The sequence below is a fragment of the Luteimonas sp. MC1782 genome (assembly GCF_014164605.1).
In the GTDB taxonomy this organism is placed as follows: domain Bacteria; phylum Pseudomonadota; class Gammaproteobacteria; order Xanthomonadales; family Xanthomonadaceae; genus Luteimonas.
In genome coordinates, this window is sequence record NZ_JACJFT010000001.1 from 1,461,385 (window position 1) to 1,474,394 (window position 13,010).

At 71.8% G+C, this 13,010-nt stretch carries 14 protein-coding genes; 8 read left to right on the forward strand and 6 right to left on the reverse strand.

The window, feature by feature from the left end:
* Positions 1 to 8: 8 nt before the first annotated feature.
* The gene (locus H5368_RS06865; RefSeq protein ID WP_182822670.1) at positions 9 to 1,046 is read right to left on the reverse strand and encodes a type IV pilus twitching motility protein PilT; all 1,038 of its coding nucleotides are present in this window, start codon (positions 1,044 to 1,046) and stop codon (positions 9 to 11) included.
* A gap of 138 nt (positions 1,047 to 1,184) precedes the next feature.
* Between H5368_RS06865 and H5368_RS06870 the strand changes: the two genes are divergently transcribed.
* Genes H5368_RS06870 through H5368_RS06880 form a run of 3 tightly spaced genes read left to right on the forward strand, consistent with a single transcriptional unit; the run spans position 1,185 to position 3,251 of the window.
* Positions 1,185 to 1,877 (forward strand): YggS family pyridoxal phosphate-dependent enzyme, encoded by a 693-nt coding sequence (locus tag H5368_RS06870; protein ID WP_182822672.1) that lies wholly within the window; start codon positions 1,185 to 1,187, stop codon positions 1,875 to 1,877.
* 50 nt (positions 1,878 to 1,927) lie between these two features.
* On the forward strand, positions 1,928 to 2,773 hold the full coding sequence (gene proC, locus H5368_RS06875; protein WP_255486382.1) for a pyrroline-5-carboxylate reductase: 846 nt from the start codon (positions 1,928 to 1,930) through the stop codon (positions 2,771 to 2,773).
* On the forward strand, positions 2,766 to 3,251 hold the full coding sequence (locus H5368_RS06880; protein WP_182822676.1) for a DUF4426 domain-containing protein: 486 nt from the start codon (positions 2,766 to 2,768) through the stop codon (positions 3,249 to 3,251). Before proC ends, H5368_RS06880 begins: the two co-directional genes overlap by 8 nt.
* Before the next feature lie 9 nt (positions 3,252 to 3,260).
* Here H5368_RS06880 and H5368_RS06885 read toward each other — a convergent pair whose 3' ends face one another.
* Genes H5368_RS06885 through pdxH form a run of 3 tightly spaced genes read right to left on the reverse strand, consistent with a single transcriptional unit; the run spans position 3,261 to position 5,129 of the window.
* Positions 3,261 to 3,656 (reverse strand): DoxX family protein, encoded by a 396-nt coding sequence (locus tag H5368_RS06885; protein ID WP_220486507.1) that lies wholly within the window; start codon positions 3,654 to 3,656, stop codon positions 3,261 to 3,263.
* Between the two features lie 49 nt (positions 3,657 to 3,705).
* The gene (locus H5368_RS06890; RefSeq protein WP_343203888.1) at positions 3,706 to 4,536 is read right to left on the reverse strand and encodes an ABC transporter substrate-binding protein; all 831 of its coding nucleotides are present in this window, start codon (positions 4,534 to 4,536) and stop codon (positions 3,706 to 3,708) included.
* Positions 4,533 to 5,129 (reverse strand): pyridoxamine 5'-phosphate oxidase, encoded by a 597-nt coding sequence (gene pdxH, locus H5368_RS06895; RefSeq protein WP_182822680.1) that lies wholly within the window; start codon positions 5,127 to 5,129, stop codon positions 4,533 to 4,535. The genes H5368_RS06890 and pdxH overlap by 4 nt, the downstream gene beginning before the upstream one ends.
* 107 nt (positions 5,130 to 5,236) lie before the next feature.
* On the opposite strand from pdxH, the gene H5368_RS06900 reads away from it, so the two are divergent.
* Positions 5,237 to 6,043 carry a kinase gene (locus tag H5368_RS06900; protein ID WP_182823850.1) on the forward strand — a complete coding sequence of 269 codons (807 nt, stop codon included), beginning with the start codon at positions 5,237 to 5,239 and terminating at the stop codon, positions 6,041 to 6,043.
* Here H5368_RS06900 and H5368_RS06905 read toward each other — a convergent pair.
* Entirely contained in the window at positions 6,012 to 6,215 is a 204-nt protein-coding gene (locus H5368_RS06905) for a dodecin family protein (protein WP_182822681.1), read from the reverse strand. The two genes, H5368_RS06900 and H5368_RS06905, sit on opposite strands and share 32 nt — an antisense overlap.
* A gap of 102 nt (positions 6,216 to 6,317) precedes the next feature.
* On the opposite strand from H5368_RS06905, the gene H5368_RS06910 reads away from it, so the two are divergent.
* The 4 genes from H5368_RS06910 to hemE are packed head-to-tail and all read left to right on the forward strand — an operon-like array spanning position 6,318 to position 9,357.
* A complete protein-coding gene (locus H5368_RS06910; RefSeq protein ID WP_182822683.1) occupies positions 6,318 to 6,863 on the forward strand; it encodes a shikimate kinase in 546 nt (181 codons plus the stop codon).
* Positions 6,857 to 7,948 (forward strand): 3-dehydroquinate synthase, encoded by a 1,092-nt coding sequence (gene aroB / locus H5368_RS06915; protein ID WP_182823852.1) that lies wholly within the window; start codon positions 6,857 to 6,859, stop codon positions 7,946 to 7,948. The genes H5368_RS06910 and aroB overlap by 7 nt, the downstream gene beginning before the upstream one ends.
* 43 nt (positions 7,949 to 7,991) lie before the next feature.
* The gene (locus H5368_RS06920; protein WP_182822685.1) at positions 7,992 to 8,249 is read left to right on the forward strand and encodes a WGR domain-containing protein; all 258 of its coding nucleotides are present in this window, start codon (positions 7,992 to 7,994) and stop codon (positions 8,247 to 8,249) included.
* A 34-nt stretch (positions 8,250 to 8,283) separates the two neighbouring features.
* Positions 8,284 to 9,357, forward strand: coding sequence for a uroporphyrinogen decarboxylase (hemE, locus tag H5368_RS06925; RefSeq protein WP_182822688.1), 1,074 nt, complete (start codon positions 8,284 to 8,286; stop codon positions 9,355 to 9,357).
* Here hemE and H5368_RS06930 read toward each other — a convergent pair.
* The gene (locus tag H5368_RS06930) at positions 9,354 to 12,917 is read right to left on the reverse strand and encodes a two-component regulator propeller domain-containing protein (protein ID WP_182822690.1); all 3,564 of its coding nucleotides are present in this window, start codon (positions 12,915 to 12,917) and stop codon (positions 9,354 to 9,356) included. The genes hemE and H5368_RS06930 overlap by 4 nt on opposite strands.
* Positions 12,918 to 13,010: the final 93 nt, after the last annotated feature.

The window sequence follows — 13,010 nt, forward strand, 5'->3', positions numbered from 1 at the left end:
TGCTCCGGTTACTCGAACAGCCGCTTGTCCTTGGCGTAGTCACGGGCCTGCGGCCGCGTGACCATGCCGCGCTTCACCAGGTCCTGGAGATGCTGGTCGAGGGTCATCATGCCGTGCTGCTGCCCGGTCTGGATGGCTGAATACATCTGCGCGACCTTGTCCTCGCGGATCAGGTTGCGGATGGCGGGAATGCCGACCATGATTTCCCAGGCTGCGGTGCGCCCGCCGCCCACCTTCTTCAGCAGCGCCTGCGAGATCACCGCGCGCAGCGACTCCGACAGCATCGAGCGCACCATCGGCTTCTCACCGGCGGGGAACACGTCGATGATGCGGTCGATGGTCTTGGCCGCCGAGCTGGTGTGCAGGGTGCCGAACACCAGGTGCCCGGTTTCCGCGGCGGTCAGCGCCAGGCGGATGGTCTCGAGGTCACGCAGCTCGCCGACCAGGATGTAGTCCGGGTCCTCGCGCAGCGCCGAGCGCAGCGCCTCGTTGAAGCCGTGGGTGTCGCGGTGCACTTCGCGCTGGTTGATCAGGCACTTCTGCGCGGTGTGCACGAACTCGATCGGGTCCTCGATGGTGAGGAGGTGCCCGTACTCGGTCTTGTTGATGTGGTCGACCATCGCGGCGAGCGTGGTCGACTTGCCGGAGCCCGTGGGGCCGGTGACCAGGATCAGGCCCTGCGGCTGGTCGATCAGCTCCTTGAAGATCCGCGGCGTGCCGAGGTCCTCGAGCGTCAGCACCTCGGACGGCACCGTGCGGAACACCGCGCCGGCGCCGCGGTTCTGGTTGAATGCATTGACGCGGAAGCGGGCCAGGCCGGGGATCTCGAACGAGAAGTCGACCTCGAGGAATTCCTCGTAATCGCGGCGCTGCTTGTCCGACATGATGTCGTACACCAGCGAGTGCACCTGCTTGTGGTCCAGCGCCGGGATGTTGATCCGGCGGACGTCGCCGTCGACGCGGATCATCGGCGGCAGGCCCGCGGACAGGTGCAGGTCGGAGGCCTTGTTCTTGACCGAGAATGCCAGCAGTTCAGCGATATCCATGCATGCTCCCCAGCGGCATTGCACCAGTAGACAAATCGAGTGGCCACGCCACCCCGCGGCTGGCGCCAGACTACTCCCCGCAGGCAGTATAGCCCTGTATCCGCGTCACAAATCCACGGCGGCCAGGGAGGCGGACCGATGTCATCCGGACGGCTCGAGCGCGTATTGCGCGACATTCAAAACGCCTCCCGCGACGCCCGCAGGCCAGACGCGCGGCTGGTCGCGGTGGGCAAGACCCGCGACGCCGGCGAGTTGGCGGCGCTGGCCGACGACTGGGCGCGGGCGCGGCCGGGTGCCGCGCGCGCGTTCGGCGAGAACTACGTGCAGGAGGCCGCGACCAAGATCGCGGCGCTCGCAGGTGCGGGACTGGAATGGCATCTCATCGGCCACCTGCAGTCCAACAAGGCCGCGCAGGCCGCCGTGCTGTTCGACTGGGTGCAGTCGGTGGACCGCCTCAAGCTGGTCCTTGTGCTGGCCGCGGCGCGTCCCGCCGACCGCGCGCCGCTGGCGGTACTGGTGCAGGTGAACATCGACGACGAGGACAGCAAGCACGGCTGCGCGCCGGGTGACGTGCCCGCGCTGGCCGACGCGATCGCGGCCCGTCCCACGCTGGCACTGCGTGGGCTGATGGCGATCCCGGCACCGCGCGCGGACGAAGCCGGGCGCCGCGCCGCGTTCGCCGCGATGCGTGGGCTGTTCGACACACTGGCCGCCCGCCATGCCGGGGTGGACACGCTGTCGATGGGCATGAGCGCGGATTTTCCGGAGGCGATCGCCGAGGGCGCGACCATGGTCCGCGTCGGTACCGCGCTGTTCGGCGCGCGCGCCTGAGACCGCCCTCGGCGACAATGCCGCCATCGCTCGCATCCGAGACCGCCGCCATGCCCGCCCAGCCATCCGCTCCCGCCGACACCGGCATCACCGCCTTCATCGGCGGCGGCAACATGGCGCGCAGCCTGGTCGGTGGCCTGGTCGCGCGCGGCGTGGATCCCGTGCGCATCCGGGTCGCCGAACCGGTCGCGGCGCTGCGCGACGCGCTGGCGGGCGACTTCGGCGTGCAGGTGTTCGAACACGCACGCGATGCGGTGGCGGGGGCCGACACCTGGCTGCTGGCGGTCAAGCCGCAGGTGATGCGCGGTATCTGCGAGGAGCTGGCCGCCACCGCGCGCGACGCTCGGCCGCTCGCGATCTCGATTGCCGCCGGCATCACCGCGGCACAACTCGACCGCTGGCTGGGTGGCAGCGCCGCCGTGGTCCGCGCCATGCCCAACACGCCCGCGCTGCTCGGCGCAGGCGTGAGCGGACTGCATGCCAACCGCCATGTCGATGGCGACGGCCGCGCGCGTGCCGAAACGCTGCTGGCCAGCGCCGGCGCCACGGTGTGGATCGACGACGAAGTGCTGATGGACGCGGTCACCGCGGTTTCGGGCAGCGGCCCGGCCTATGTCTTCCTGCTCACCGAAGCCATGGAAGATGCCGCGCGCGCGCAAGGCCTGCCCGCAGACGCCGCCCGCACCCTCGTGCTCCAGACCATCGTCGGCGCGGCGCGCATGCTGGCCGAGTCCGGAGAGGCACCGGCCGAGCTGCGGCGTCGCGTCACGTCACCCGGCGGCACCACCCAGGCAGCGGTCGAGACCTTCGAATCCGGCGGGCTGCGCCCGCTGGTGGCCGCCGCCATCGACCGCGCCACCGTGCGTGGCCGCGAACTGTCCGCCGCCAATGACTGAGCACACGATCGCCCCGCGCCGCATATCCGCCCTGTTCGGCCTTGCCCTGGTCGTCACGCTGGCCGCCTGCGGCAACGGCCCCGCGCCGTCACCGCCGCCGAATGCGGTCGAACCGCCGGCCGAACTCCGCGACGGCGACCGCGTGCTGCGTGCCAGCCTGGTGCCCGCGGGCGTCGTGGGCGCGGCGATGGCGCGCACCTACGGCATCGACCGCGAGGCAGGCGGCATGGTGCTGGTGATCAGCCTGCGCGCCGGCCCGGACGAGGCGTCGCTCCCGGCGCGCGTGGAGGCAAGGGCCAGCGACCTGCTCGGCCGCGGCCAGCCGATCGCGCTGCGCGAAGTGCGCAGCGACGGCTACATCGACTATGTCGGCACCCTGCGTGTGAAGCCGCCGGAGACGCTCAGCTTCGACATCAACGTGGAGGCCGCGGGCGCCGCGCCGATGACGCTGCGCTTCAGCCGCGACATCCTGCCCTGAGCGACGCGCTCAGCGCTGGTTGAGGCTGTAGCGGCCGGGCCCCAGCAGCATGATCGCGACCGCCGTGGCGAGGAACATGCCCTGCAGCTCCAGCGCCCAGCCGCCCTCGCCGTCGAGCTGGCCGAGCTGGCCCATGTGCGCCAGCACGACGGCGAACAGCATGTTGACCGCGACCAGCGCCGCGCCGAGGCGTGCATGGAAGCCAAGCAGCAGCATCAGCGGCGCCAGCACCTCGCCGACCAGCACGCCGTAGGCCAGCACGCCCGGCAGGCCGTTGGCCTCGACCAGGCGCTCGATCCCGGACATGCCGCCGCGCAGCTTGGCGACGCCGTGCAGCAGCACCAGCACGCCGAGCGCGATGCGCAGCAGGAGGCGGGCGGCATCGTGCATGGCGGCCTGGTTCATCGCGGTTCTCCTCGGGGGTGGCGGATCATCGCAGAGCGCGCGCCGCGCGTCAGCCCCGGCCGCGCGCGCGTTCGCGTGCCGACCAGGCGTGCACGATCGCGGCCAACGCGCGCACGCCGTCGGTCAGCGCCGCCGGCCCCGGCTGCAGGATCAGCGGCGACTTGACTTCGTGGAGCTCGCCGTCGCGGACCGCCGGGATCGCGTCCCAGCCCGGCCGCGCGGCCACCTTGTCGGGGCGGAATTTCTTGCCGCACCACGAGCCGATGATGATGTCCGGCGCGCGGCGCACCACTTCACCGGCGTCGGCGAGGATGCGCTGCTTCGCCAGCGGCTCGGCGGCAAGCTCCGGGAACACGTCGTCGCCGCCGGCGATCCGCAGCAGTTCGGCGACCCAGCGGATGCCGGTGATCGGCGGGTCGTCCCACTCCTCGAAATACACGCGCGGCCGGCGCGGGAGCGCGGCCGCCAGCGCCGCGACCTCGTCCAGACCGCGTCGCAGGTCGTCGGCATAGGCATTGGCGCGCGCGGCCGCGCCGACCAGCGCGCCCAGCCGGCGCACGTAGTCGACGATGCCATCCACGCTGCGGTGGTTGCTGATCCACACCTCCACGCCGTTGCGCACCAGCTCGGCGGCAATGTCGGCCTGGATGTCGGAAAAGCCGATCGCCATGTCCGGGCGCAACGCCAGGATCGCGCCGATCTTCGCGCTGGTGAACGCGCTGACTTTCGGCTTGTCGCGGCGCGCCTCGGACGGGCGCACGGTGAAACCGCTGATGCCGACGATGCGGTCCTGCTCGCCAAGCGCGTACAGGGTCTCGGTGGGCTCCTCGGTCAGGCAGACGATCCGCCGCGGCCCATGGGTGGCCCCTGCTTCGCTCACGGGTACAGCATCCGTTTGCTGCAGTCGCCGGCGTGGTCGCATTCGTACAGCCAGCGTTCGTGCAGGCGGTAGTCGGCGCCGTACCAGAACTCGATGCGGTCGGCGCGCACGCGCAGGCCGTTCCAGCGCGGCGGGCGCGGCACGTCGCGGCCGTCGAACTGCTGCGCATAGTCCGCCAGGCGGCGCTCGAAGTCCTCGCGCGCGGCCAGCGTCTCCGACTGCAGCGACGCCCAGGCGCCAAGCTGGCTGCCGCGCGGCCGCGTGGCGAAATACGCGTCGGCCTCGGCCTCGTCGATGATCGCCACTGGCCCCTCGATGCGCACCTGCACGCCCTGGCGGACCCGTGGCCAATGGAACAGCAGCGCGGCGCGCGGGTTGGACTTCAGTTCGCGGCCCTTGCGGCCGTCGAGATGGGTGTAGAACACGAAGCCGCGCGCGTCGTGCGCCTTCAGCAGCACGGTGCGCGCCGAGGGTCGGCCGTCGGGCGTGGCGGTGGCCAGGGTCATCGCGGTGCGGTCGGGCTCGCCGGCATCGCGCGCTTCGTCGAACAGCGTGTCGAAGGTGGCCAGGGCTTCGGCGTACAGGTCGGTCATCACGGCAGGACTCCACATGGACGGCACGCGCGCGGCACGCGCCGGCGCCGCGCTATCGTGCACGGATGCAGACGCCCTTGCACCCGCGTGGCGGTTTCGGCGATGCCATGGTGGCCGCCGTGCTGGCCGAAGTGATCGCGTCCGGCGCGCGGGTGTTCGCGATCAGCGGCGTCCAGGGCTCCGGCAAGTCGACGCTGGCCGCGCAGCTGGCGCGGGCAGCCGCCGCACGCGGCCTGCCGACCGCGGTGCTGTCGATCGACGACGTCTACCTCGACCACGACGCGCGCCAGGCCTTGGCCCGCGACGTGCACCCGCTGCTCGCCACGCGCGGCCCGCCCGGCACGCACGACCTGTCGCTCGCGTTCGCCACCCTGGACGCGCTGCGCGCCACCGGCATGGCCGACCTGCCGCGCTTCGACAAGCTCGCCGACCGGCGCTGCCCGCGCAGCGACTGGCCGCGGGTCGCCGGCATCCGCCTGGTGATCCTGGAAGGCTGGTTCATCGGCACAACCGCCGAGGACGACGCCGCACTGGCCACACCGGTCAACGCCCTGGAACGCGACGAGGACCCCGACGCCACCTGGCGCCGCTGGTGCAACGCGGCACTCGCCCGCGACTACCCGGCCCTATGGGCGCGCGCGGACCGGCTCCTGTTCCTGCAGCCGCCCGGCTTCGAGGTCGTGGCGGACTGGCGCTGGCAGGCGGAACAGGCGCTGCACGCCGCCGCGCCTTCCCGGCCGGCGATGACGCGCGCCGGCATCGAGCGCTTCATCCAGCACTACGAACGCGTCAGCCGGCAGGCGCTGCGTACGCTGCCGGCGATCGCGGACCTGGTGGTCGGCCTCGATGCCGCGCGACGGCCGACCACTGACGCGCCGGTCCCTACTCGACGACGAACGTCACCCGCAGGTTGACGCGCCACTCGGTGATGTTGCCGGAGCCGTCGGTGACCACCTTGGTCTCGCTGATCCAGGCGCCGCGGATGTTCTTGACCGACTCCGCGCACTTGGCGAGTCCGGTGCGCACGGCATCCTCGACGCTGGTGGGCGAGGAGGCGTTCACTTCGATGATCTTGGCGACCGTCATGGCGGGTATTCCGGTTGGCGGCGACACTGCCGCTGCCTGCAACCCTAGTGCGGCGCATGTTAAGGGCGCGCCGTGGATCACCGGCTGCTAGCATCGCGGGGCATGAATCCTGCCCCGAACCTCGTGCTCGTCGGCCCCATGGGCGCGGGCAAATCCGCGATCGGCCGCCGCCTCGCCGAGCGCTTCGCGCTGCCCTTCGTCGACGCCGACCGCGAGATCGAGCTGCGCACCGGCACCAGCGTGGCGACGATCTTCGAATGCGAGGGCGAGGCCGGATTCCGCGCGCGCGAACGCGAGGTCTTGGCGACCCTGCTGGCCGCCACGGGCTGCGTGGTCTCCACCGGTGGCGGCGCGGTACTCGATGCCGGCACCCGCGCGCTGTTGCGTACGCGCGGCTACGTGGTGCACCTGCTAGTCGACGTGGAGGCGCAGCTGGCGCGCCTGGCCCGCGACCGCAGCCGTCCGTTGCTGGCCGGCGGCGATCGTGAAGCGGTGCTGCGGCGGCTGGCCGAAGTGCGTGACCCGCTGTACGCCGAAGTCGCCGACATGCAGTTCGACACGCGCGCGCTGAGCGCGGCCGACGCGGCGGTGCGCCTTGGCCACGCGCTCGACGCAGCCTGGCAGCGCGGCCTGGAACTCGCATCGTGACCGCGGTGCGCCACGTCGACGTGGGCGGTGACGCCCCGTACCGGATCGCCATCGGCCAAGGGCTGCTCGCCGATGGCGCCGCCCTCACCGCAACACTGCGCGGGCGCCAGGTGCTGCTGGCCAGCGACAGCAACGTCGCGCCGCTGCATGCGCAGGGCGTGGAAGACGCGCTGCTGGCCGCGCGCCCGGACCTGCGCATCGCGCGCTTCGTGCTGCCCGCCGGTGAAGCGTCCAAGACCCTGCAGGGCTTCGTCGCCGCCATCGACGCGCTGGCCGCGCTGGGCGCCACCCGCGATGCCTGTGTGTTCGCGCTCGGCGGCGGCGTGGTCGGCGATCTCGCCGGGTTTGCCGCGGCCTGCTGGATGCGCGGCATCGACTGCGTGCAGCTGCCGACCACGCTGCTGGCGATGGTGGACTCCTCGGTGGGCGGCAAGACCGCCGTCGACCTGGCCGCCGGCAAGAACCTGGTCGGCGCCTTTCACCCGCCGCGCGCGGTGCTGGCCGATACCGCCGTGCTGCGCTCCCTGCCCGACCGCGAGCTGCGCGCGGGCTTGGCGGAGGTGGTGAAATACGGCGCCATCGTCGACGCGCCCTTCCTCGACTGGCTGGCCGGCCACGCCGGCGCGCTGCTCGGCCGCGAGGATACGGCGCTGGCCGACGCCATCGCCCGCAGCTGCGCGCACAAGGCGGCGATCGTCACGCGCGACCCTTGCGAGCGCGGCGAGCGCGCCCTGCTCAACTTCGGCCACACCTTTGCCCACGCCATCGAGACCGAACAGGGCTACGGCGGCCTGAACCACGGCGAGGCGGTGGCGGTGGGCATGGTGCTCGCGGCCCGTCTCTCCACGATGCTCGGCATGTCCGCCAGCGGCGACGCCGACGGCCTGCGCGCGCTGCTGCTGCGCTTGGGGCTACCGGTGGAGCTGCCGCGTGGACTTGACCCGCGGGCGCTGCTGGCGCGCATGCGCCTGGACAAGAAGGCCCAGGCCAGCGGCCTGCGGTTCGTGCTCTGGGACGGCGCGGGCCGCGCGCGGGTCGTGTCCGACGTGCCGGAAGCCGCGGTGCTGGACGTCCTGGGCGCCTAGCCAGCAGCGGTGTCCGGGACCCGCCGCCGGCTACAATCACCGGATGCGCCTGCTCCTGCAACAACGCCCCGAAGGCCGCGAACCGCCGCGCTTCGTGCAACTGATGCTCCAGCCCGACCTGCTCGGCGGCTGGGCGCTGGTGCGCGAAACCGGACAGATCGGCGGCCGCAGCACGGTGCGGCGCGAGCAGTTCCTCGACCAGACCAGCGCCGTGAAAGCGCTGGAGCAGGCCCGCGACCAGCAGCTCAAGCGCGGTTTCCAGCTGATGTTCGCGCAGGGCGCGGACGTGCCGAAACCGTGACCCTGCCCCGCGGGCCGTTACCAGGACCCAAGACGTGCCCCAGACCCTGAAGAACGACCGTTTCCTGCGTGCCCTGCGCCGCGAACCCGTGGACCACACCCCGGTGTGGCTGATGCGCCAGGCAGGCCGCTACCTGCCGGAATACCGCGCCACGCGCGCCAAGGCCGGCAGCTTCATGGGCCTGGCCACCAACCCGGAGCTGGCCTGCGAGGTGACCCTGCAGCCGCTGGCGCGTTTCGAGCTCGACGCCGCGATCCTGTTCTCGGACATCCTGACCATCCCGGACGCGATGGGCCTCGGCCTGTACTTCGTCGATGGCGAGGGTCCGAAGTTCAGGCACCCGGTGCGCGACGCCGCGGCGATCGCCAAACTCGGCGTGCCCGACATGGAAACCGACCTGCGTTACGTGATGGACGCGGTGCGCGTGATCCGCCGCGAGCTGGACGGCAGCGTGCCGCTGATCGGCTTCTCCGGAAGCCCGTGGACCCTGGCCTGCTACATGGTGGAAGGCGGCGGCAGCAAGGACTTCGCGCGCATCAAGGCGATGGCGCACAACGACCCCAAGGCGCTGCACGCGCTGCTCGACGTCAACACCCGCGCGGTGATCGCCTACCTCGCCGCGCAGCGCGCCGCCGGCGCGCAGGCGCTGCAGGTGTTCGACACCTGGGGCGGCACGCTGTCGCCGGCGATGTACCGCGAGTTCTCGCTGCCGTACATGGCGCGCATCGCCAGCGAACTCGACCGCGGCGAAGGCGCCGAACGCACGCCGCTGATCCTGTTCGGCAAGGGCAACGCCACGCATCTGGAGGCGCTGGCGGCCACCGGAGCCGAAGGCGTCGGCGTGGACTGGCTGATCGAACTCGGTGACGCCGCGCGCCGCATCGGCGACAAGGTCGCCATCCAGGGCAACCTCGACCCGACCACGCTGTTCGGCAGCCCCGATGCGATCCGTGGCGAAGTGCGCCGCGCGCTGGACAGCTACCGCGACGGCAACGGCGGCTCGCGCGAGGGCCATGTCTTCAACCTCGGCCACGGCATGTCGCCAGGCATGGACCCGGAGCACGTGCGCGTGCTGGTGGACGAGGTGCACGCCTACAGCCGGCGCTAGGACACCTCGTCCCCGGGCAGAAGCGCGTCGATGGCATCGGCGAGCAAGGCACCTGTCACCGGTTTGCGCAGGAACATGTCGAACCCGGCCGCGCGCGCCGCAGGCTCGGCGTCGGCATCCGCACGAGCGGTGACCGCCAGCAGCGGCGCGGTGAATCCACAGGCATGCAGCTGCCGCGCCAGCGCGAGGCCGTCGATGCCGGGCAGGTCGAGGTCGAGCAGGGCGAGATCGAAGCGGCTGGCGGTGGTCTCGCTCAGCGCGGCCAGTCCGTGCGGCACGTGCACCACGTGGTGCCCCTGCGCATGCAGCAGGCCCACGATCACCTCGGCGACCGTGGCGTCATCCTCGACCAGCAGGATGCTGCGTGGCCGCTGTGCCGGGCGCGGCGGGCGGATGTCCACGGGCCGCGCCTCGGGTGCCTGCGCGCCGGGCAGCGGCAGGTCGACGGTGAAGTCAGTGCCGTGCCCCGGCGTGCTGTCGAGCTCGATGCGGCCGCGCATCGCCACGGCAAGCTCCTGGCAGATCGCCAGGCCCAGGCCGCTGCCGCCGTAACGTGACGCGGTGCGGATGCCTTCGGCCTGCTCGAAGCGCCGGAACAGATACGCCTTCTGCTCATCGTTGAGCCCGGGCCCCGTATCGGACACCACCAGGCGCACGCCGGCGCCGGCCATCGGTGCCGCCTGCAGCGACACGCTGCCGACCTCCGTGAACTTGATCGCGTTGCCGAGCAGGTTGAGCAGGATCTGCCGGACGCGGCCGGCGTCGCCGAGCAGCCAGCGCGGGGTGTCGGCATCGATGTGCCGGCGGAAGGCGAGGCCGCGCTGGCGGGCCATCGGCTCGACCATGCCGGCCACTTCGTCGAGCAGCTCCACCAGGTCGAAGGGCTGGGCATCGAGCTCCAGCTTGCCGGCCTCGATGCGCGCGAGGTCGAGCGCGTCGTTGACCAGGCGCATGAGGTGCTCACCGGCGCGGCGGATGGCATCGGCATAGCCGCGCTGACGCGGCTCGAGCTCGGTGCCCAGCAGCAGCTCGCTCATGCCCAGCACGCCGGTCATCGGCGTGCGTACTTCGTGGCCCAGCGTGGCCAGGAACCTGGTCTTGGCCAGCGACGCCTGTTCGGCCAGGTCGCGTTTCTGCTCGTTGAGCTGCCAGGCGTGGCGACGCTTCAAACGGCCCCGGTAGGCGCGCCCGATCCACAGCACGAGCAGGACCGCGAGCGCGACGAACAGCAGTTGCGCCCAGGCGGCCTGCCACCACGGGGGCTGCACGTGCAGCACCAGCTGCTGCGAGGGTGACCACGCGTCGTCGGCGGTGCGTGCCTGCACCTGCAGCCGATAGCGGCCAGGGGCCAGCTTCGGGAAGATCCGCTCGCCGGCCGCGCCGGTCTCAACCCAGCCGGCATCGTCGCCCTCGAGCAGGAAGCGGTAGCGGTGCGCGTGCGCGTCGGTGAACGACAGCAGGCGCGCGACCACGCGCAGGTCGCGATCGTCGTGGCGCAGTTCAAGCCGGGTGGCCAGCGGCGACAGCGACACGCGATCGTCGCCGCGGCGCAGGTCGATCGACTCCACCGCCAGCGTCGGCGTGCCCTGCGTCCATTGCACCTGCCGCGGATGGAACAGCAGCAGGCCATCGGCGGTCCCGGCGGCGACGTAGCCCAACGGCGACATCTGCATCGGGTACTCGCTGAACTCGTGGCTCGGGAGGCCGTCGCGCACGCCGTAGACGCGCACCCGGCGTGTCACCGGGTCGAACCGGACCAGTCCGCGCGCCGTGGTCATCCACACCACGCCGGCGTCGTCCACCAGCACCCCGCCCGGGGCGACGGTCGGCAGTCCCTGGGCGGCGTCCACCGTGTCCAGGTGGTGCAGCGACGCGCCATCCCAGCGATACACCGACAGCACGCCGTTGCCTGCGAGCCAGATGCGGTGGCCGTCTCCCGACGCTTCGATGGCGACGCCCTGCAGTGCGATCCCGGGCGCGCCGGGGATCGCTTCGAAGCGGCGCAGGCCGTCATTCCACGTACGCAGCCCGCCGCTGCCGACCAGCCACAGTCCGCCATCCGGCGCGCGCGCGAGCTGCTCGACCGAATCATTGAAGCCCAGGCCACGGCCATCGCCGCGGTGGACGGTGTCGAGCACCCGGCCGGCACGGTCGCGGTGCTGGACGCTGTGCAGGCTGGCCAGCCACAGCGTGCGGTCCTGCAATTCGACGAAGTGCGCGATACGCCCGGGTGGCGCGGCATCGGCGCTGCCATCGGCATGCCAGCGGCGCACCGCCCGGCTCAGCGGATCGAAGCGCACCAACTGGTCCTGGCAACCGAGCCACACGCCGCCATCGCGCGCTTCGAGCACGCCGGTGACCAGCAGCGCCCCGCACACTTCGGTGAACCGGTGTTCGATGCTGCCGGTTTCCGGATCCATCCAGTCGAGCACGCCACCGCTGCCGACCAGCCACAGTCCACGCCCACCGGCGGCGGTGGCCGGTGCCACGCCGTAGACGAAAGCGTTGGCCGGCGAAGCCGGATCGCCAAGGCGCCGCTGCAGCACGGTGAAATTCCGCCAGTTGGCCGGCAGGTGCCAGAGGCCGGCATCGGAGCTGGCGAACCACAGGCCACCTTCGCGGTCTTCGTATGCGCTGGACCAGGCGGGACGCACCAGGCCGCGGCTGGTGGTGCTGTACAGCGGCACGTTGTCGACGCGACCGTCGCGCTCCCAGGCCAGGCCACTGCGGGTATCCAGCCAGCGCGCGCCCTGCGCATCCTCGAGCAGCATGTGCAGCGCGGGCTGGCCGAGCACCGGGTCCACCCATGGCAGGCGTTCGATGCGTCCATCCACGCGCCGCACCATGCCCGCGCCGTGCATGCCCATCCAGACCTCGCCGCCGTCGTCCACGGTCAGCCCGTCGATCAGCAACGACGGCAGCGCATCCACCGGCAACCTGGCGAAGCCCGAACCGGTCCAGCGCGCCACGCCACCCTTGGTGCCGATCCACAGCGTGCCATCGCGCCGGTCCACGGCGAGATGCGACACGCCGTTGGAGGGCAGGCTGTCGGCATTGCCCGGCTCGTGCGCGTACTGCCGCACGCGGCCGTCGGGCGATACACGGTGCAGTCCGCTCTCCGCGGTCCCGAACCAGACGTCGCCATCGGGCGTGCTCGCCACCGACCACACATCGTTGCCGGCGATCGCCGCGTGCGAGTTCCTGTCGTACCAGGTGAACGCCTCACGCTCCACGTCCAGCATCGCCAGGCCGGCGTTCTGGGTGCCGATCCACACCCGGTCCTGCGCATCGACATGCACCGACCATATGAAGTTGTCGCGCAGGCCGTCGCCGACCCGCCAGATGCGGAAACCCACGCCGTCATAGCGCGCCAGGCCGTCGCGCGTGGCGATCCACAGGTACCCCTGGCGGTCTTCGGCGAGCGCGTTGACACGATTCGACGGCAGCCCGTCGAACACGCTGATCTGGCGCGGCTGCGGCAACTGCGGCACCGCGGCCACGGCCATGCCCGCCAGCAGCCCGCACAGGCAGAGGCCGATCCATGTCGCCAAACCTCGCATGTGCCTCCCCGGCCATCCGCGGCGGGCACGCGCCCACGCCACCCCAGCGCATCCTCGCAACGCACCGTATCCGGCGCAAGTTGCGCCGCGCCG

What these genes read in the sequence shown, in the direction of transcription:
- H5368_RS06865 (WP_182822670.1), bottom strand. Translation starts at nt 1,046, where the DNA reads ATGGATATCGCTGAACTGCTGGCATTCTCGGTCAAGAACAAGGCCTCC.
- H5368_RS06870 (WP_182822672.1), top strand. Translation starts at nt 1,185, where the DNA reads ATGTCATCCGGACGGCTCGAGCGCGTATTGCGCGACATTCAAAACGCC.
- proC (WP_255486382.1), top strand. Translation starts at nt 1,928, where the DNA reads ATGCCCGCCCAGCCATCCGCTCCCGCCGACACCGGCATCACCGCCTTC.
- H5368_RS06880 (WP_182822676.1), top strand. Translation starts at nt 2,766, where the DNA reads ATGACTGAGCACACGATCGCCCCGCGCCGCATATCCGCCCTGTTCGGC.
- H5368_RS06885 (WP_220486507.1), bottom strand. Translation starts at nt 3,656, where the DNA reads ATGAACCAGGCCGCCATGCACGATGCCGCCCGCCTCCTGCTGCGCATC.
- pdxH (WP_182822680.1), bottom strand. Translation starts at nt 5,129, where the DNA reads ATGACCGACCTGTACGCCGAAGCCCTGGCCACCTTCGACACGCTGTTC.
- H5368_RS06900 (WP_182823850.1), top strand. Translation starts at nt 5,237, where the DNA reads ATGGTGGCCGCCGTGCTGGCCGAAGTGATCGCGTCCGGCGCGCGGGTG.
- H5368_RS06905 (WP_182822681.1), bottom strand. Translation starts at nt 6,215, where the DNA reads ATGACGGTCGCCAAGATCATCGAAGTGAACGCCTCCTCGCCCACCAGC.
- H5368_RS06910 (WP_182822683.1), top strand. Translation starts at nt 6,318, where the DNA reads ATGAATCCTGCCCCGAACCTCGTGCTCGTCGGCCCCATGGGCGCGGGC.
- H5368_RS06920 (WP_182822685.1), top strand. Translation starts at nt 7,992, where the DNA reads ATGCGCCTGCTCCTGCAACAACGCCCCGAAGGCCGCGAACCGCCGCGC.
- H5368_RS06930 (WP_182822690.1), bottom strand. Translation starts at nt 12,917, where the DNA reads ATGCGAGGTTTGGCGACATGGATCGGCCTCTGCCTGTGCGGGCTGCTG.